This window comes from Chitinophaga eiseniae (genome assembly GCF_012641265.1).
Lineage (GTDB): Bacteria > Bacteroidota > Bacteroidia > Chitinophagales > Chitinophagaceae > Chitinophaga > Chitinophaga eiseniae_A.
On record NZ_JABAHZ010000001.1, the window covers coordinates 1070977 to 1090740 of the forward strand.

Consider the following 19764-nt stretch of genomic DNA (forward strand, 5'->3'; position numbering starts at 1 on the left):
TTGCAGTCATTAGTCTACACAGACCCCTTATTTTTTGACCTCTTCCTATACAAAGACCATTATCTCAGTACAATACGATTGTAATTAATGGTTCATGGCATTTAAACTTTTGGCAGTAATGCGTAACAGGCATTTCCATTCACTTCTTGGAAATGTTATTATGGCGTTTTTCAATGTACTTTCTTTCGCATTGCTGGTAAGGATGCTATCCCTTCCTGCATTTGGCGAATGGGTATTATTTCTCGCTACCTACAACATCCTGGACCAGATAAGAACGGCGTTACTGCAATCCGGCATTATTAAATTCAGTGCGGGTGTAGAGGCAGATATCAGCAACCAGGTAACCGGAGCCGCCTGGTATATTTCCCTGCTGCTGACATTTATCTTTATTGTCGCCTCCTTTATCGTATATGCTGCCGGCTACCGCTGGTTCAGCGACACCTGGCATTTTTTCCTGGGATGGCTGGGTATTATGACGTTGTTTTCACTGCCCTTCAACTTCTCGACCTGGGTACTACAGGCCGCACACCGGTTTGATAAAATTGTGCAGATACGCATGATGCAAAACGGTTCTTTCCTGGTGCTGCTCTGCACCCTGTTTCTCCTGAAACAGGTGAACCTGCACAACGTATTATATGCATATACTTTGTCGCTGCTTTTAACCAGCATATACTGCATGATTTTTAAGTGGACCGAATTGCATACCCTGGCCGTACGCACCAAAGCACATGCCGTACAGCTTTACCGGTACGGGCGGATGATAGTGGGCAGCATGGTGACTTCTTCCCTGCTTACCTACTCTGATAACCTGGTATTAAGAACGATGATCAATCCTGCCGCAGTAGCGGTGTACAGCATCCCGCAGAAATTTATGGAGTTCATTGAAATTATCCTGCGGAGTTTTGTGGCCACTTCGCAGCCAACTATTTCTTCTGCGGCCAACCGGAACGACTGGAAGGAAGTATCCCGAGCATTTTGCCGTTATACCGGCACCATTACGATCATCATTCTACCCTTTATCATAGGGCTATTGATATTTACCAAACCATTGATTATGATACTGGCTGCCAAGGCCTATTTGCCGGCTACCGATATCGTGAGAATATTCCTGCTGTCGGGCATTCTCTACCCGATTGACCGTTTCATCAGCGTTACCCTGGACATGATCAACCAACCAGGCGTAAATTTTTATAAAAACCTGTTGAAACTAATTATAAATATTGTTCTGGATATATTACTGGTGTTGCTATTTACCGATATTCGCTCTGTGGCGATTGCCTCTTCCCTTAACCTGGTGTTTGCGGTAGTATTCGGTTATTATTTCCTTCACCGTTATCTTCCAGATGTGAAGTTGAAAGATGTATGGCTTTATGGTTGGAATGAATGCAAGATACTTTTGTCGAAATTAAAACTCTTCCGCTTACAGTATAAATAACTAACCATTTATGAGGATAGCTTTTATTATCCTGAGTCATAGGAATCCTCAGCAGTTATGCCGCCTGCTCGGCCGGCTGCAGCATCCGGCGGTTGATTGCTATATTCATCTCGATGCGAAAGCAGATATACGGGAATGGCAGGATGCTTTACATTTCCCTCAGGTCAGTTTTATCACCAAAAGAGCCAACGTTACCTGGGCCGGTTACGGCACCATCCGGGCGGCACTTAATGGCATTGAACACATTGGTGCCACCGGCAGGCAATACGGCTTTATCCACCTGATCAGTGCACAGGATTATCCTTTGGCAGACATTGACGTGCTGTATCATTTCTTCGCCAGCAATCCGGGGCAACAGTTCCTGGACCTGCTTCCACCGGAAGCACTCCAACCGATGATGACTAAAATCACCGCCTATTATTTTGAGGATCTCCGTTTTCCTGGCAAGTACCGGATGGCTTCCCTGCTCAACAAAATATTACCGGCCCGGCGCCACCCGTTTAATCTCAAGGTATATGGCGGCTCGCTCTGGTGGAGCCTTACACAGGAATGCGCGCTATGGTGCGCCCAATATGTAAAGGATCATCCCAGGCTGGAACGTTTTTATAAATATACCTGGGGGGGAGATGAATTTATTTTCCAGACACTCATTATGAACAGTCCATTTAAAGATACTGTCCGGAATAGTTACATGCGGTATATAGATTGGTCGGAAGGACATGCCCATCCCAAAACGTTTACCATACAGGATCTGGATAAGATATTGCAGTCGGGGCAACTGCTGGCACGTAAGTTTGATATGGACAAAACCCCGGAACTGCTGGACCGGATTGACCTGGCAACGCAGCGCTAGCCGGGTGAAAGTATTATAAAAAAAGAAAACCGTCGCTTCCGCAGAGACGGTTTCTTTTTTTACACTCGTTGCGTATATTATTTATTATCGAGTATTCTTTCTCCACAAAGTATTAAAGCCACCGGTAAAGTTGTAAGGCAGTATTTCTGCCACCTGGCAATCCAATGATTGCAGGAACTTCACCCGCTTGGTGATCAGTGAAAACGGGAATACGTCTTCCACAAAATTGGTTTTGGCAAAGCGTACTATTTTGAAATCGCTCGCAGCGGCCAGCTTCTGCAAATCCTTCACCGTAAAGAATTGCACGTGATCCAGGTTATCGGCCTGTGATTGGGCAGTAGTGCCTTTGAAGCCCAGTGCGTGTTTTACCTTATTAATATTTTTCCATAATGCCGGGTTGTTGCGTGCCTTCAGCATAGGCCGGGTAACACATAACTCTCTTGGCCCTTGTCCATTGGGAACGGTTACGATCAGCAGTCCATCATCCTTCAGGGAATCGTGGATGGTTTGCAGTAACAGCTCAGGTTGATCCAGGTGCTCCAGCACTTCGCTGCAGATCACCGCATCATATGTTTCCCCTTGTGCGGTGAGCGCCTCTGCGCTGATAGCCGCAAACTTCACATTGGGATAAGTATTCCGCGCATTGGCCACAGCAATGGTTTTTTCACTGATATCTATTCCCAATACTTCATAACCAAACTGTCCGAGGTGGCGGCTGATCACGCCGTTACCACATCCTACGTCCAGCACACGGCCTCCGTCGGGAATGTTTTTCTTCAGACTATCTGTTATAAAATTGAGGCGTTTTATATCAGTAATCCGGTCGTATTCGTAGGTGATTGCGGTCTTTGTCATATCAAAATTGATAAGTGTGTTATTATTTACAGAGCTGCTGGTACACAGCTGCTATTTTTTCGGTCATACCAGCTACGTTGAAGTGCGTAGCAATTTCAATTTTTGCGTTTTGCTGCAACTGATGGCGCAAACGTTCATCTGTGGCTACTTTTACAATAGCGTCTGCTAACGCAGGCACATTTTCCGCGGGTATCAGCAGGCCATTTTCGCCATCTTTCACCGCTTCTTTGGTGCCATCCACATCGCTGGCTATCACTGCTTTTCCCATGGCCATTGCTTCGAGTACCCCAATAGGGAATCCTTCCCAAAGCGATGGCAGGCAGTAAATATCAGCGGCATGGAGCACTGCTGGTATGTCCTGGCGGTAGCCGGCAAAGATCACCTGCTGTTCCACCCCTGCTTCACGGGCAGCAGCTACCGCTGCCGGCATCAGCTCCCCATCGCCAATCATGAGCAACTGCAGTTGCGGTACCTGTTGCAATGCCGCCGCAAACCCTTTGATCATCGTTACCGGATCTTTCTGGTAAGTCATCCGGGCAATAAAACAAATCAGCAGCTTATCCGCTGGTATCCCATACTCAGCCCGCAGATCCGGGTAAGTACCTCCAGGGTTAAACTTCCGCAGGCTTACGCCATTCCGTATCACTACCCCGGCAAAGCGCTTGAATGCCTTGATACCCGTTTGACGATTGGATTCAGACACACAGATATTCACCTGTGTTTTACGGGTAATAAATTTTTCTGCCGCAATACGCAGGCGCTTGGTCAGCGGATGCAGGCCTTCGTGAAACGACCAGCCGTGAATCGTGTATACCACCGGCAATCCCAGGCTACGTGCGGCCCACAACACATTGGAGTTCGCACGGGTGCCGTGCACATGTACCACATCGATCTGTTGCTGCTGTATAAAGCTCTTTACCCTTCTCCACACCCCTATGTCAAATGCTTTTTCACTGCCAATCACATAGGCTGGTACATTCATTTGTTTCAACGCGGTGATCATCGGCCCTTCTGTAAAAGAAAGTACTACCGGCTCAAATAAATCGCGGTCCAGCGTTGCCACCAGGTCCAGTACGTGGCTCTCGCCACCGCCAATCTTACCCTGACGGATGGTTTCCAGTACACGTATCTTGCCATTTACTTTTCCCATACTACAATTTTTCAATCCAGCGACTATACCATAATTGAAATACCAGCATGTTCCACAGTTTCTGGTGACTCACCTTTCCGCCGGATAAATAATGATTCAATAGTTGCTCTACATGTGGAACGTTGAACAAACCGGATTTTGCCAGGCGCTCACCGGATAAGTAATATTGCATCTGTTCCTTGAGGTCGTCGCGGAACCACTCCTGCAAAGGCGCAATGAATGGTCTTTTGGGGCGTTCCATCAGGGGCCTGGGAATATACTTATGTACGATCGTTTTCAGGATATATTTGTTGATCCCGTCTTTCGTTTTCAGGCTGGCAGGCACCTGGGCAAGGAATTCCACCAGGCGGTGATCCAGCATAGGTTCACGGCCTTCGATGCTAACAGACATCGTAGCCCTGTCGACCTTTACCAGGTTGTTATCTACCAGGAATGTTTTATAATCCACTGCCAGTAAGCGATTCAGCGGATCGTTCATGCGATCCAGTTCCCCGTTCATATCGAAGTTGGTTTTATAACCATCTACCGGGCTGGCGGTATAATAGTTTACTTCGTTTTCGGTGAGATACTGGCTGATATATTTCAGGGCGTGCTGTGGCTTTCCACTGGCCCAGATCAATTTCATTTTCTCGTAGCGGGACGCGAAGTTGTATTGCTTATTGAAATAAGGAATCACTTCCGGGGATACCACCGACATCGCCGCACTCAGGGTACGCTGAATCGGGCGGGGAAAGCTACCAGTATAGCGGAGCGACTGGTTAAACTTATTGTACCCGGCAAACACTTCATCTCCCCCATCCGCAGACAACACTACTTTCACTTCCCGACTGGCAAAACGGCTCACCAGCGTAGTGGGTACGGTAGAATTATCAGCAAAGGGCTCATCGTATATTTCGGGCAGATGATGCAATACTTCCTGTGCGTCTTTAGGTCCCACTATCCACTCGTGGTGCTCTGTACCCAGGTGCATCGCTATTTTCTTTGCTTCCCTGGACTCGTCCCACTGTGGCTCTTTATAGCCGATAGTAAAGGTTTTGATACGGCTGGAGGTATTGGACTGCAGTAAGGCCGCCACGCTGGCGCTATCGTATCCACCGCTTAAAAATACACCCACCGGTACGTCGGATACCATACGGTAGCTATACGCGCTATGCATCAGCTCTTCGGTATGACGGATCACATCCCCTTCAGACAGGTGCGTCAGCGGTTGTTTATACGCATTCAACACATTCCAGTACTCATGCTCGCTGATGACTTCCTTTTCCAGAGATACTTTCAGCAAGTGCCCTGGTTTGAGCTTATGCGTATTCCTGTAGATAGTGTATGGCGCCGGGATATAGCTGTATTGCAGGAACAGGGACAGACTTTTCTCATCAATTTCTTTCTTAAAAGAGGGATGCTCACAGAGTCCCTTTAACTCGGAAGCAAAAAGCAGCGTACGGTTGTGCCAGTAGTAGTACAGTGGCTTCACACCGGCCCTGTCGCGGAACAGGACTACTTCCCCTGCGTGGCGGTCGTAGATCACAAAGGCGAACATCCCGATACATTTATCCAGGATCTTACCCTGCCACTGCGCGTAGCCTTTTAGTAATACCTCGGTATCGGCGCCGGAGTGGAAACTGTGACCCAGCTTTTCCAGTTCGGTTCTGATCTCTTTAAAATTATATATCTCTCCATTGAAGATAATGGAATATTGTTCGAAGTGCATGGGCTGATGACCGGAGCTGGAAAGATCCAGGATCGACAGCCGGCGTTGCCCCAAACCGATGGAAGCATGTGGATGTTCATACACCTCATACCCGGCATCGTTAGGTCCGCGATGTGCCATCGCATCCGTCATACTGCGTAATATACCTGTATCTGATTTTTGGGTAAAATCAATAAACCCTGCTATGCCACACATATATTATCTGGTTTAGGATGTTTAAGGTTCCAGAAAATGCCATTCCAGAATGCTTTCATATGAACGGATTCCCTTTTTAATAGAAACTGCGCCGTGTTTTTGGGGATGGTGAAAAAGATAAAGTACAACATAAAAAACATCCGGGCTGGCAGTTTAACATTCCTTCGCATGAATAATATCCGGTTGCGTGTAATGTAGTATGTTTTCAGCGGGCTATTCTTCCCGGTAGTCATCGACTCTTTATGATAGATCAGGGATTTATACTGGTAGTATATCTTATATCCCTGGCGTTTGAATTGTTCACACCAATCAAATTCCTCGTAGTACAGGAAATATACTTCCGGCATGAGGCCTACCTTTTGTAAAGCAGCAGCAGACACCATCATAGCGCCACCATGTGCATAATGTGTTTCTGTAAACGCATCATACTGGCCCTTGTCCGTTTCCCGGCAACCGATCATGCTGTTCCTGCCGGTGAGCGTATCTACGGCTTTATAACCGGCGTATTCGATAGTGCCTTTTTGAAAGAAGTAATGAAATTTTGGACTTACTACACCTGCATCGGGATGCTGGCTAAACACTTCCAGTAATCCTTCTATCAGGCCTTCGGTAAATTCTGTATCATTGTTGACCAGGAACAGGTATTCACCCGTAGCGGCTTTTATACCCAGGTTATTGCCCCCTGCGAATCCGAGATTCTGTTCACTCAGTATAACCCTGGCAGCAGGGTATTCCTGCTGGATGGCCCCGGTGGGGTTTTCGGCAGAGGCGTTGTCAACCACAATCACTTCCAGGCGGGGGTAGCTGATGCGTTTGAGCGACGCCATCAGTTCCACTGTTACTTTAGCGTTATTGTAATTAACAGTGATAATGGATACCAGTGGATAATATGTATTATTTTCTGGCTGCATCTAATAAAGGGTTATTAATACCCGTTTGTGTATGAGTAGTGTGAATGAATGTTTTGTCGGCGCCTTTGAGGCGGAACAACAATAATATCATAATACCGATGGCCCTGGGCAATGCGATCATGGCGGTAACCAGGTATTTCCTGAAAAACTTTCCCGGGATGGGCAACAGGAGACTCAGCATATTTGCCATAAACAGCCCTGCCCACACATAAGCCGGAATAACCATAAAAGACTGCAACAGGAAACAAAGAGCGGTAATGAACGTTAGTGCGGCCAGGAGCAACATCCTTGGCAATAACGCATTCTGGCAAACGGCCAGGTTAAAGTAGTTGATATTACCCCTGAAAAGAGCTTTCCATCCGGCGCGCCAGTAAGTGCGTAAATACACCAATTGACTGGACATCCAACGTTTACGCTGGTTTTCAAATACGGCCGCATGCGTAATTTTCTCGTCAAATACGTAGGCGTCTTCCAGGTAGTGGATGCTATGCCCCTTTTCTATTACCAGCAGTTGTAACACTTTATCAAATCCACCGGTAGCCTGTATTTCGCTTAATATCTGTTTGATTAGCGGGTAATGAAACGCCATACCGGATCCGATAACAGAAGATGACAAACCCAATGCGTTAGCGCCTTTACGGTAAAGATGATTCGCTATAATTTCATTGGCGGCGTCCAGTATAGCAAAAGGCGTATCGAGATTCTTTGCTACCCGTTGACCTTGTATAGCGTGATATCCTTGCTGATAAGCGTGATTGATCTTTAATAAAAAGTCTTCTTCCAGCATATTGTCGGCATCGCAGATCAGGGCCATATCATAATTATCACCCAATTTCTCAAATGCCACATTCAGTGATTTGGCTTTGGTACTTTTATCAAATTTAACAGCGATCACGTTGGCCCCGGTAGCTGCCAGCTCTTCCAGCGTTCTCGGCTGGAGAGAATCAGCTATTACCACTACTTCAAACCTGGTAAGCGGGTAACGTAAGCGATTATAACTATTCACCGTCGATAAGATAATACTGTCCTCCTTATAGGCAGGAATAAGTATTGCGATCTTTGCAAAAGCAGTCGTTTCTTCGTAGCTAATCTTTTTTTTGCGGCTCAGGCGACCTGCTATGGATAACAAAAGATTATACAATACGCAACCGGCCAGGTAAACAAACAGTATTACTTCTATAGTAGCTATCATTATACATTATCTTTTTGTACAAGGGCAAATGGTGTGCTTGCCATCAGCCACATATCATATCTGAAGGAGCGGTTATGTGCGTAGTTAATATCCAGGTCTATTCTTTCCTGTACAGACATTTCCTTCTTTCCCCTTTTGCTTACCTGCCAAAGACCGGTGATGCCGGCAGGCGCCAGGAATCTTTCCACCCATTGGTCGGTGGTCAGCGTGGTAGCCTCATATAATGGTAAAGGACGATTGCCTACGAGCGACATATCTCCCTTGATTACGTTCAGGAGCTGGGGAATTTCGTCCAGGCTGGTATTGCGCAGGAAGCTGCCCAATTTGGTAACCCTTGGATCGTTGGAAACTTTAATGAAGGTAGGTCCGTTGCCCTGACCATCATCGTATTGGTTGAGATGTTTAATTTTATCCAGTTGCTTATCCGCATCTGGTATCATGGTACGGAACTTATAAAACTTAAATACGCGATAGTTCCTGCCGGCACGTTTGGCGGCATAAAATACAGGACCTTTTGACTCCAGTCTGATCATCACTGCAATAACCAGCAGGACGGGGCTTAACACGATCAGGCCACCGGCAGCCAGGGTAATATCCAGGGTACGTTTGAGCAGGTTACTGTAAAACTTGCCGGAATATAAGCGGGTACGCAGGCTGCTGCTTTTATAAACAGGAAACGTACGCATGCGCTTGAACTTGCTGACAATAGCAATTTTATTGTTCAGCATATGCCACGCGTCGGTGGTAATAATATCATCAATAAAGTTATAACGGGCAACCAGGGGTTTCAGTTCATCAAATCCTTTATCTACATATACGAAGAAAGGAATAGAACCCAGAAACTGGTGGCTGTTAAAAAAAGCATCCCATTCCGTTAATGTTGTTTCATAGTTGCTGTCAAACCCATAAATGATCGCTGAAGGCATTTTCTTGAAAACATGCTGCAGCTGATGAATTACTTTTCTTGCATCCTCTACTTGCTCTGTCACGACACATCTAAACTGACTATTTTCCGCCAGCATGGCTTTGTTGGGTTTGCCCACAAAAAGCACCACGCTTTCAGCATCTGCTACCTGGGTGAGTAAACTGTTTCTATTTACTTCCACACCTCTGATGCTCTTAACTTGCAGTAAATTGGGGGTAATGGTATTCATCGGTTAAAAATTGTAGTGTATTCGTTTGTGACAATAACATATTCATTAAATAGCGGTGGCGCTTAACTGCTTCTCCAGGATAAAGTCCACCTTATTTAATAGCTGCATTGGATCAAATGGCTTCTGCAACACTTCTCTTACACTATTGTACCGCGCAGTCAGATCATTGGTTTTGTCGGCATAAAACCCAGACAGCACCATTACGGGCGTATCCTGGTATAAATAGCTACCCGACAGGTAGTCCAGCAGTTCCCATCCATCAATATTAGGCATCTGTAAATCGGTAATAATTAAATCTGCTTTGTTACCATTCAGTAACCAGGTAATTGCTACCAAGCCGTCCTGCGCTGTTACCACGGAATACTCCTTCCCTAAAACCGCCTCCAGCAAATAACGCATCGGCATACTATCATCTATTATTAAAATTTTCTTTTTCATTATACCTTCTTTTCAAACAATTATTTAAAACTGTTACATGGTGGTTTGCAAAAATTTTAGCGCAAACTCCCGAAGGCTTTTGATGGGATCTGGTCAATTATCAGTCAGGTAAGTTACCTAATGCGGTCTTTGCAGGGGATATGAGAGAGGAAAAATGGTTTTTTCATGCTTGTTGTGTATTCCCGAATCTTCACTCGATGAATATGAAAGCAAAAGTATAGTTTTAAAAATACCAGCGATATTTTTTTTTGTAAACGACCCAAATTGGAGGGTAAGTGTTGTAATTTTTGAGGTAAACGGTCATTTACATTTCAATAAAGTGCTCTGGAGCATGAACTAACACAAATTACGATTTGCGTATCATTTAAATTACAATACTTTTGTGAAGAAAACAAATAAGCCCCTTTAAGTTTTGCTGCTATGTCCACCTTTTTGTCTGTGATCTTTTGGCTAAGCCTTTTTATAGTATGCTACAGTTATGTAGGATATGGCCTGCTATTATATTTCGTTATACGTGTGAAGCGTTTATTACACGGGCATTCACAGCATGGCGACTCATCCTTTATTCCCTCTGTAACTTTTCTTGTTGCCGCCTATAATGAAGAAGATTTTATCGCCGAAAAAATAAAGAACAGCCTGGCGATGGACTACCCTGCCGATAAAATCCGTTTCATTTTTGTAACAGACGGATCATCGGATCGCACCAATGAAATAATAGCACAGTATCCACAGGTAACTTTATTATATCATCCTCAGCGCAAGGGTAAAATGGCCGCTGTCAATCGCGCCATGGAACAGGTACACACTCCCTTTGTGGTACTGTCGGATGCCAACACGCTATTGAATCCCAGCGCCGTGTCCCTGCTCATGCAACACTTTGCTGATCCTGCTACCGGCGTAGTGGCCGGAGAAAAAAAGGTGATGCCCACCACCGGCGGCGCAGAAGCCGAGGGAGAAGGCATGTACTGGAAATATGAGTCCCTGCTCAAAAAATGGGATGCGGAGCTCTACAGTGTCATGGGCGCGGCGGGCGAACTCATCGCCCTACGTACGGCGCTGTACGAACACCCGGAAGAAGATACGATCCTGGATGACTTTATGATCTCTTTCCGTATCAATATGAAAGGATATAAAGTGATGTATGAACCAGCAGCCTATGCCATGGAAACTTCTTCTGCCTCCCTTGGAGAAGAATATAAACGTAAAGTAAGGATATCTGCCGGCGGGTTCCAGTCAATGGGCCGCCTGCTCCCGCTGCTCAACCCTTTCCGCTATCCCAAAATTACGTGGCAATACATTTCCCACCGGGTACTCCGGTGGACCCTGGCCCCCTTATCGCTGCTCCTGGCCATCATTAGTAACACCTTATTGGTGATCGGTCAGGCAGGCAATATTTATGTTGTGACGTGCATCGCACAAGTCTGCTTCTATGGAGCTGCGCTCGTAGGTTATCTTCTCGCTAAACGCCAGAAAAAAGTGAAATACTTTTATATCCCATTCTATTTCGTATTTATGAATGTAGCGGTTTACATCGGTTGCATACGCTATTTCAGGAAGCGACAATCCGCCGTTTGGGAACGGGCGCAAAGAAGTGTAGCCGTGCAGTAATTGCCCCCTTTGCTTTTTTTATTCACAAGGCAGATGTTCGCGTTTACCAGCCAAAAGACGCCGTTTACCAAAAAAAATATAATATATACGAACAGTTATTTATTTTAGCAGGGAATAAAGGAAATTGAATAAAGAGATAGTGTCCTGCTTTTTGAATGGACAGACAATGCAACGACATCAGTGAATAAGTTAATTCCCTGACCACCATTTCCCCTCAGCCTTATCCTTCGACAAAGCCACCATGCTGACAGACGAGTGTCTGATACAGCCAGTAATTTTTACCATCTCCTCTGAACGAAACGCAATTCCGGTTTCCCGGAGTTTTAACTGTGACATTTTTATTCCTTCAGTCATGCCGAAAGCTGTAGGATCACGCAATACAATATACTTCTATGAATCGAACTTTACACCGCATGCTCCTTATGATGCTGCTTGCATTGGGCTTTCTCCACGAAGCCAATGCGCAAACGGCATTAAACCCCAGTGATCCGGTGATCACTTACAACTCTGCCAACCCTCCTGCCACTCCGCAGTACGACAAAATCGTAAAATGGGTAAGAACAGTAAGAATGAGCTACAACACCGATTCTTATAAATGTTACATTTATAAGAACATGGCGTTTCGTCTCAAATTCCCTAAGACCTACGTCCCTGGCACCAATGATGGAAAAAAATATCCCATCTACCTGTTCTTCCATGGTGTAGGAGAAAAAGGAACAATTTACGATAACGAATTCCAGTTATTGTGGGGCGGCCAGCTGTGGGCTTCCCGTGTTGACGCCGGTACATTCGATGGTTACCTGATCTATCCCCAAAGCCAGGGCGGCTATTGGGGGCCCAACGATTACGATAACCTGAAAGAAGTAGTAGATTCTATTGTGGCTTCCTGTAAAGGCGACCCCGATCGTTTATGCGTTAACGGTTTATCCGGTGGTGGATGGGGTACCTGGGAGTTTGCATTACGCTATCCCCAGCTGACTGCTTGCTTCCTCCCTATGAGCGCCATGACGCTGGATTATGCCAATCACATCAATAGTTATAAATTCACTCCCCTGTGGCTCTTCCAGGGTGGCCAGGACGGTAACCCCGCTCCTTATACTACCAACCAGGTAGCAGCACAAATTGTGGCGGCAGGTAGTGACTTCAAACTCACTACATATCCAAATGATCCGCATAATACCTGGGTGGACGCCTGGAATGAACCTGACTTTGCGCCATTCATGCTGAGGGCCAACCGGCTAAATCCCTGGCCCCTGTTTGGATCTACGACCTTCTGTGCCGGGCAGTCGATTACCATTGGTATAGCACCCGGATTCCAGCAATATGAATGGCAAAAAGATGGCGTTACCGTTTACACTGGTACAGCCGACTCCCTGGTAGTAACCCTGCCGGGTAGTTATCGTGTTAGGGGACAGTTGCCCACCGGATGGACCGGATGGTCTCCTACCCCGCTGGTGACAAGTTATAAACCTGCTTCACCGGCACCGGTTATTACTACCTCCCCTGCACTTGCCAGCAATGTATTACCTGCCCTCGATGGCAGCACCAGCATTACTATGCAGGTACCTGCCGGCATGACCCAGTATGAATGGATCAATGGCAGTAACCCAACTGTACTCAGCAACACCAATACGCTTACTACGTCTACACCTGGTGCATACGTGGTAAGGGTTACAGCGCCCAATTATTGCATAGGCACCTATTCCGACACCTTCCGGGTGGTGAATGCCACCGGTATCAACGGTCCGGACCCAATTGGCAGCCTCGTAGTAAGCAGCTTCACCAAAACGTCTATTTCCCTGTCCTGGACAGAGAATCCGACCCCTGCTTTCAATGAAAAATACTTTGAAATATACAGAGCTACCCAAAGCGGTGGGCCATATATTTTAGTTGGCAAGAACAACTCAGGTGTGGTGACTTTCACTGACGTGAACCTTATACCTGGTACCAACTACTTCTATAAAGTACGTCCGGTTAATGATAACGCAGCCGGGCCTGTGTCTGCTGAAGTTAAAGGAACAACTGTTGCAGATAGTTCCGCTCCTTCTGCCCCTCCATCATTAGCCATTAGCAGTTATACCAATAACCAGGTGGTATTAACCTGGCTTGCCGCCACAGATGATGCGGGTATTGCCGGTTATGACGTGTATGCCAACGGCGTACTGAAAATGTCTGTCGGCAATGTATTAACCGCCACTGTTACCGGTCTGACCGATGGCACCCTGTACAACTTCTATGTGAAAGCAAAAGACCTGTCGGGTAAAACATCTACGCCAAGTAACCAGGTAACAGTTAGAACTAAAAAGGCAAACCTGTCTTACAAGTTCTATAATGGTAGCTATACCAGCTTACCTAACTTCAGCACGCTGACACCAGCTCAAACAGGTAAGGCCTATGTCCCGGATCTGTCCATAGTACCGGCTGGCACTACCACCAATTATGCGATCATGTGGACTGGTTACATCCGTATCCCGGTTACCGGTACCTATACGTTTGAAACCTATTCAGACGATGGCAGCAAGCTGTATTTCAATAAAACATATTCCTACCTGGCCACTGCTACTGTCAATAATGACGGTTCACACGGCGCCACCTATGCTTCAGGTACCGTAACTGTCAATGCAGGTGTATACCCCATTACCGTTACCTACTTCCAGGGCGGCGGTGGCTCTGCCATGAACGTGTACTGGACCAGCACTGCTGCCGGTATTACTACCCGTACACTGATTCCGGATGTTGCTTTCGTGGATACTTCCGTGGTAAATGGCAGCGCACCTGCAGCGCCATCTAACCTGGCAGTTACTGTCAATAATTACAGTAAGCTCAACCTGACCTGGAAAGATAACAGTACCAATGAAACAGGCTTCGAAATTTACAGAAGCACCAGCAGCTCCGGCACCTACAATATCGTAGCTACTACCGCAGCTTCAGCTATTGCATATACCGATACTGCACTTAACGCCAGCACCACTTATTATTATAAAATAAGAGCCATTGGTCAGTATGGCGAATCTGCCTATACTACCGTGGCCAGCGCTACTACTGCGGCGAAACCATTGCCGCCAACAGCGCCTTCTAACCTCGTTTTACAGGCATTGTCTACTTCCGTGGTGAAACTCACCTGGACTGATACCACCACCATTGAAACAGGTTATGAAGTACAACGTTCACTGGCCGACAGCCTGCATTTCAGCTCCTTTAAAACACTGGGCGCCTTCGCTTCCAGCCAGGGAACCTACTCTGACTCTACGTTAGCAGCTAATACAGTTGTATACTATAAAGTAAGGGCCTTCGGAGAAGGTGGTTACTCCGCATTCACTGCGGCTGCAGGCACCAAATCGCTGAATAATCCGCCTAAGATGGCGCCTATCAGCAGCCAGACTATCCGCTATGGTACTACGCAGTCCATACCGGTAAGCGCTACGGATGCAGATAACGATCCGATTACTTTCAGTCTCTATAATGCACCTGCCTTTGTATCCCTGCAGCAAAATGCGGGCGTTACCTCCCTGTACCTGGCGCCTACGGCGGCACAACAGGGTACCTACAACGGTATCGGCGTAATTGCAGCAGATAACAACGGTGGTAAAGACACTGCCCTCTTCAACCTGGTAGTGAACGACAACTATCCGCCGGTGATTGATTCAGTAGCCGGATGGAGCGTCAATGAAGGCACTACCACCACTGTGAAGGTATCCCTGCATGACCTGAACCCGGGTAATACCTTTACCTGGACAGCCCTGCAATTGCCGGCCTTTGCCAGCATAGTAAGCGCCAACGACACCTGCCTCCTGACTTTAGCGCCAGGATACAGCGATGCGGGCACCTATGTGGTAAAACTGCAGGCAGCGGATAATGCCGGTGGTATCGACGTACGCAGCTTTACACTTACGGTAGTAGACAGGCCTACGCCGAACTATAAGCTGTTCCTCAACTTCAAACTCAACAACAACGTAGCTGCACCGTGGAACAATATCTTCGGTACTACTACCACCAACCTGAAAGATGATGGTGGCCGGGTAACCAGTGCCGGTCTTACTTTCGATGAAAGTTGGTGGGCAGCAGGTACAGAAGGTGCTGTTACCGGTAACAACAGCGGTGTATATCCTGATTCCGTGCTGGCAGAATACCTGTATTTCGGTTCTCTGCCTGGATTCTTCACCGGTGCACCTTCCATGCACGGTCATATTACCGGCCTGGAAACAAACAGGACTTACACCGTGAAGTTCATCTGCGACAGTAAATGGTGGGCGCCTCAACCAGACAATGGTAGTACACAATACACCATCAATGGTGTTAGCCAAACACTGCGTGCGCAAAACAATACCAGCAATCTCGCTGTATTCCAAAACGTATCGGCAGATGCCAATGGTGAAATCAAATTCACGCTCAGCATCCCTGCTGGCGGCCAGGTAGGCTACCTGAATGCCATGGAAATTGATGCCGGCGGCGTAGGCGATACTACCGTAACAACTAACCATCCACCGGTATTAACTGATATCAGCAACCAGACACTGGATGCAGGTACTACCCTCAGCGTGCCGGTAGTGGCCAGCGATCCGGATGGTAACCCGATCAGCTATAGCATGGTTAACCAGCCATCTTTCGTAACGCTGGTACAGTCAGGTGGTAGTGAATCCCTGTCTATTGCACCTCCAATGGGTACCTCAGGCACCTTTAACAATGTCCAGGTGATTGCCAGGGATTCTTATGGCGCCGCAGATACCACTACGTTCAGCATTACAGTGAATACGCCAGCTGGTTCAAGCGGCAGCTACAAGCTGTACCTGAACTTTAAACTCAACAACACGGCTCCGGCTCCATGGAATAACCTTGCCAACGGCACTGTATCCGGCCTGAAAAATGACCAGGGCCAGACGACTACCGTAGGAATGAGATTCGACGAAAGCTGGTGGGCTGCCGGCGTAGAAGGTGCAACTACCGGTAACAACAGCGGTGTTTATCCTGATGTGGTACTCCAGGAATACCTGTACTTCGGATCACTGCCAGGCTTCTTTAACGGCGCCCCGGTAATGCACGGACACCTGACCGGTTTAAGCGCGAATACTACTTATACCATCAAATTCCTGTCAGACAGTAAATGGTGGGCGCCGCAACCAGACAATGGCAGCACCCAGTTTACGATCAACGGCGTCAGCAAAACGCTGTATGCACAAAACAATACCACCACTACTGCCGACTTCGCCAACCTGACAGCAGATGCCAATGGTGAAATTGCCTTCACCCTCAGCATCCCGGCAGGCGGCCAGGTAGGCTACCTGAATGCCATGGAAATTGATGCCACCTCCAATGTCCAGACCTTAAACACTGCAAAGACAATGGTGGCAGATGTAACGAACCATCAGCTTGCCCTGACATCAGACGGTGCTAATAAAGGCAGTATCCAGGCCAATATCTATCCAAATCCATATGTAGATAACCTGGCCATAGATATGACCTTACGGAAGTCAGCGCCTGTGATGATGATAGAAATTACTGACCTCAGCGGTAAACGCCTCTATACAGAAACCCGGAAGGAAGTACCGCAAGGTAAGAACCTCATCCGGATCAACACCAGGAGCAGTATCAGCTTACCAGGTATTTATATTCTGAAGATGACTACTTCGACCGGCGAAACCAAGAGCGTTAAACTTGTCAAGGGAAATTGAGTTGTAACTGAATGATTATGATCAAAGTAGAACCGCTCCGAAATTTTCGGGGCGGTTTTCTTTTAGTTAAATTTGCGTTACCCCCCAAACTTCAGCGATAACCAACTAAAATTTATGTTTCGCTTAAAAATAAAGTGTCTTTTAATATAATCTTTTACCTTTGACTCATAACCGGATATACCAGGATACTTATGTTCTCCCGGATATCTCCCCCATAACCTCATCCTCGATAAAACCAGAATTTGAAGGGCAATAAGCCCAACATTAGTTAGATTTTTTACCATCTCCTCTGACACTCCAGTATCTGCGCCGGGACAGGACTTCTATACATGTATATCCATGCTCCTCCTCTGCGTATTACAGTAAATTTTAGCAAAAGGAAAAATTATATATGGACATCGTGTATTTCATAAAGGCGTTACTCAAAAAGAAATGGTGGATACTGCTCAGCACCATCGCTGCAGTGGCTGCAGCCTTTGCCTTTACCATCGGTAAACCCAAATTATACGCATCCACCGCCCAAATGGCGACCGGATACACTACCAACGAGCAGATTAAATTAAGAGATGAAAATGTTAACCTGTTTGAGGCAGACGTTAAATTTGATAACGTCATAGAAAATATTAATTCGCCACTCGTTACCGGGCTGTTGTCCTGTAACCTGATGCTGCATGATCTCACCAGCAATAAACCTTTCCGTCAGCTTACAGAACAGGAGCTGAAAAAACCGGTATACCTCTCGGCCAATAAAGAAGAAATTGCCCGGGTATGCCGCCAGAAAATTGATTCCCTGCAGATACTCTCCTCTTCCGTTCCAGAAGAAAGGAGGATCCTTGAGTTTATGAAACTCTATAAATACGATTATGAGAGCATCCGTAAAATGATGCTGGTAGGACGCCTTCAGCGTACAGACTATATCAACATCATTTGCTATTCAGAAAATCCGGAGTTGTCTGCCTACGCGGTAAATACACTCTATAAAGAATTTATCCGCTTTTATCGCAGCTCCCGTTCCGAACGCTCTGTAGAAAACGTAGAAACATTTGAAGCGCTGGTAGAACAGAAAAAACGGGAACTGGATCAGAAAGTAGAAGCACTCAGGGGATATAAAACTGCCCAGGGTGTGTTGAACGTAGAAACAGCCAGTGGCAACGAGTGGGACCTGATCAAACAATTTGAAAAATCCCTCTCCGATGAAAGGGCTAACTACAACAACCTGCAGGCTTCTCTCAATAACATCAGCATGCAATTAGCCCAGGCCAATAGTGGCAAGCCTGCCTATTCCAACTCAAATGCCGAAATCATTTCGCTGAGAAGACAAATCAACGACCTGAATGATCAATATGTGAACGGCGGCTCTACCGACAATGCGCTGGCCGATAAAATAAAAACACAGCGCGCCCGCCTGCAAAAAGCCATGCTGGATGCTTCTACCCCTTCCGGTAAAGTAAGCAGCAAAGAAGAATTACTGCAGAGCAAGGAAGCACTGGAAGCACAGGTAAGCGCCTCCAGGCTGAACATCAGCGCCCTGGAGAATAAAATCCGTAACCTGCGCTCCTCTGTTGGTTCCTACGCCAATAAAGAAGCTACCGTTACCTCACTGCAACAGGAAGTTACCCTGGCACAGGAAGAATATAATAAACTGAAAGAAAAATTGGGATCTGCCCTGGACAACCGCAACGTACCACAGGATAACTTCCGCCAAACACTAATAGGACAACCTGCCTTTACACCGGAATCGTCCAAACGCCTGGTGATCATGGGTATGTCTGGTATGGCCGTTTTCATGATTGCCTGTATCAGTATCCTGTTCAAAGAGTTTATGGATAACTCCCTGAAATCTCCTTCCATTTTCAACCGCACTTCCGATTTGAAGCTCATTGCTACCATCAACCACGCTAACCTGCAGCGCTATAAACTGCTGGAAATATTACAACGGAAAGCAGATGAATCGCAATGGCTGAAAAGACAAAATATTTTCCGCGAGTTGCTGCGCAAACTCCGGTATGAGCTGGAAAGCAGCGGCCGCAAGGTATTCCTGTTTACCAGTACAGAACCCCAGCAGGGTAAAACCACCCTGCTGCAGGCAGTGGCCTATAGCCTGAGCCTGAGCAACAAAAAAGTATTGGTGATCGACACCAACTTCTGTAACAATGATCTGAGCGTACAGATGGAAGCCAAGCCTACACTGGAGTTCTTTTCTGTACCCCCTGCTGAATTCAGCATCGAAAAAGTGAAAGCGATTGTGACAACATATGAAGCGCCAGGTATTGAAGTGATTGGCTGCCGGGGTGGTGATTATACCCCTTCCGAAATTTTGCCTCCCAATCACCTGCTCAACTACCTGCCAGAGCTCAAGCAATATTACGATTACATCTTAATGGAAGGTGCACCACTGAACGATTTCACCGACAGCCGTGAGTTATCTGTATATGCAGAAGGAGTGATCGCCATCTTTTCTTCTCACTTAAAAATGAAACAAATAGACCGGGAATCATCCGAATTCCTGGAATCGCTCGGCGACAAGTTCCTGGGAGCTGTCTTGAATAACGTTAAGGAGGATTACATAGAATTGTAAACTTCTCTAAAATTAAAG

General features: G+C 46.6%; 12 protein-coding genes. 5 read left to right on the top strand and 7 right to left on the bottom strand.

Annotated features, from left to right (window positions below):
• The first annotated feature begins 94 nt into the window (after positions 1-94).
• Positions 95-1435 (top strand): lipopolysaccharide biosynthesis protein, encoded by a 1341-nt coding sequence (locus tag HGH91_RS04190; protein ID WP_168737179.1) that lies wholly within the window; start codon positions 95-97, stop codon positions 1433-1435.
• A gap of 10 nt (positions 1436-1445) precedes the next feature.
• The gene (locus HGH91_RS04195) at positions 1446-2288 is read left to right on the top strand and encodes a beta-1,6-N-acetylglucosaminyltransferase (protein ID WP_168737180.1); all 843 of its coding nucleotides are present in this window, start codon (positions 1446-1448) and stop codon (positions 2286-2288) included.
• Positions 2289-2372: 84 nt separating this feature from the next.
• Here HGH91_RS04195 and HGH91_RS04200 read toward each other — a convergent pair whose 3' ends face one another.
• The 7 genes from HGH91_RS04200 to HGH91_RS04230 are packed head-to-tail and all read right to left on the bottom strand — an operon-like array spanning position 2373 to position 9891.
• Complete coding sequence (locus tag HGH91_RS04200; RefSeq protein ID WP_168737181.1) at positions 2373-3143, bottom strand: class I SAM-dependent methyltransferase; 771 nt, start codon at positions 3141-3143, stop codon at positions 2373-2375.
• Positions 3144-3165: 22 nt separating this feature from the next.
• Positions 3166-4293, bottom strand: a complete 1128-nt coding sequence (locus HGH91_RS04205) for a glycosyltransferase family 4 protein (protein WP_168737182.1) — start codon at positions 4291-4293, stop codon at positions 3166-3168.
• A 1-nt stretch (position 4294) separates the two neighbouring features.
• Positions 4295-6196, bottom strand: a complete 1902-nt coding sequence (gene asnB, locus HGH91_RS04210) for an asparagine synthase (glutamine-hydrolyzing) (RefSeq protein WP_168737183.1) — start codon at positions 6194-6196, stop codon at positions 4295-4297.
• A complete protein-coding gene (locus HGH91_RS04215; RefSeq protein ID WP_168737184.1) occupies positions 6184-7107 on the bottom strand; it encodes a glycosyltransferase family 2 protein in 924 nt (307 codons plus the stop codon). The genes asnB and HGH91_RS04215 overlap by 13 nt, the downstream gene beginning before the upstream one ends.
• Complete coding sequence (locus HGH91_RS04220; protein ID WP_168737185.1) at positions 7091-8299, bottom strand: glycosyltransferase; 1209 nt, start codon at positions 8297-8299, stop codon at positions 7091-7093. Before HGH91_RS04220 ends, HGH91_RS04215 begins: the two co-directional genes overlap by 17 nt.
• The gene (locus HGH91_RS04225) at positions 8299-9453 is read right to left on the bottom strand and encodes a sugar transferase (RefSeq protein ID WP_211092191.1); all 1155 of its coding nucleotides are present in this window, start codon (positions 9451-9453) and stop codon (positions 8299-8301) included. Before HGH91_RS04225 ends, HGH91_RS04220 begins: the two co-directional genes overlap by 1 nt.
• A gap of 45 nt (positions 9454-9498) precedes the next feature.
• Entirely contained in the window at positions 9499-9891 is a 393-nt protein-coding gene (locus HGH91_RS04230; protein ID WP_168737186.1) for a response regulator, read from the bottom strand.
• Positions 9892-10407: 516 nt separating this feature from the next.
• On the opposite strand from HGH91_RS04230, the gene HGH91_RS04235 reads away from it, so the two are divergent.
• The 3 genes from HGH91_RS04235 (at position 10408) to HGH91_RS04245 (ending at position 19746) form a co-directional block, all read left to right on the top strand.
• Complete coding sequence (locus HGH91_RS04235) at positions 10408-11499, top strand: glycosyltransferase family 2 protein (RefSeq protein ID WP_317166802.1); 1092 nt, start codon at positions 10408-10410, stop codon at positions 11497-11499.
• A gap of 392 nt (positions 11500-11891) precedes the next feature.
• Positions 11892-17168, top strand: a complete 5277-nt coding sequence (locus HGH91_RS04240) for a fibronectin type III domain-containing protein (protein WP_168737187.1) — start codon at positions 11892-11894, stop codon at positions 17166-17168.
• Positions 17169-17559: 391 nt separating this feature from the next.
• On the top strand, positions 17560-19746 hold the full coding sequence (locus tag HGH91_RS04245) for an exopolysaccharide transport family protein (RefSeq protein WP_168737188.1): 2187 nt from the start codon (positions 17560-17562) through the stop codon (positions 19744-19746).
• The last annotated feature ends 18 nt before the right edge of the window (positions 19747-19764 follow it).

Excerpts from the sequence above, each read along its gene's own strand:
- HGH91_RS04190 (WP_168737179.1), top strand. The coding sequence starts at position 95 with ATGGCATTTAAACTTTTGGCAGTAATGCGTAACAGGCATTTCCATTCA.
- HGH91_RS04195 (WP_168737180.1), top strand. The coding sequence starts at position 1,446 with ATGAGGATAGCTTTTATTATCCTGAGTCATAGGAATCCTCAGCAGTTA.
- HGH91_RS04200 (WP_168737181.1), bottom strand. The coding sequence starts at position 3,143 with ATGACAAAGACCGCAATCACCTACGAATACGACCGGATTACTGATATA.
- HGH91_RS04205 (WP_168737182.1), bottom strand. The coding sequence starts at position 4,293 with ATGGGAAAAGTAAATGGCAAGATACGTGTACTGGAAACCATCCGTCAG.
- asnB (WP_168737183.1), bottom strand. The coding sequence starts at position 6,196 with ATGTGTGGCATAGCAGGGTTTATTGATTTTACCCAAAAATCAGATACA.
- HGH91_RS04215 (WP_168737184.1), bottom strand. The coding sequence starts at position 7,107 with ATGCAGCCAGAAAATAATACATATTATCCACTGGTATCCATTATCACT.
- HGH91_RS04220 (WP_168737185.1), bottom strand. The coding sequence starts at position 8,299 with ATGATAGCTACTATAGAAGTAATACTGTTTGTTTACCTGGCCGGTTGC.
- HGH91_RS04225 (WP_211092191.1), bottom strand. The coding sequence starts at position 9,453 with ATGAATACCATTACCCCCAATTTACTGCAAGTTAAGAGCATCAGAGGT.
- HGH91_RS04230 (WP_168737186.1), bottom strand. The coding sequence starts at position 9,891 with ATGAAAAAGAAAATTTTAATAATAGATGATAGTATGCCGATGCGTTAT.
- HGH91_RS04240 (WP_168737187.1), top strand. The coding sequence starts at position 11,892 with ATGAATCGAACTTTACACCGCATGCTCCTTATGATGCTGCTTGCATTG.
- HGH91_RS04245 (WP_168737188.1), top strand. The coding sequence starts at position 17,560 with ATGGACATCGTGTATTTCATAAAGGCGTTACTCAAAAAGAAATGGTGG.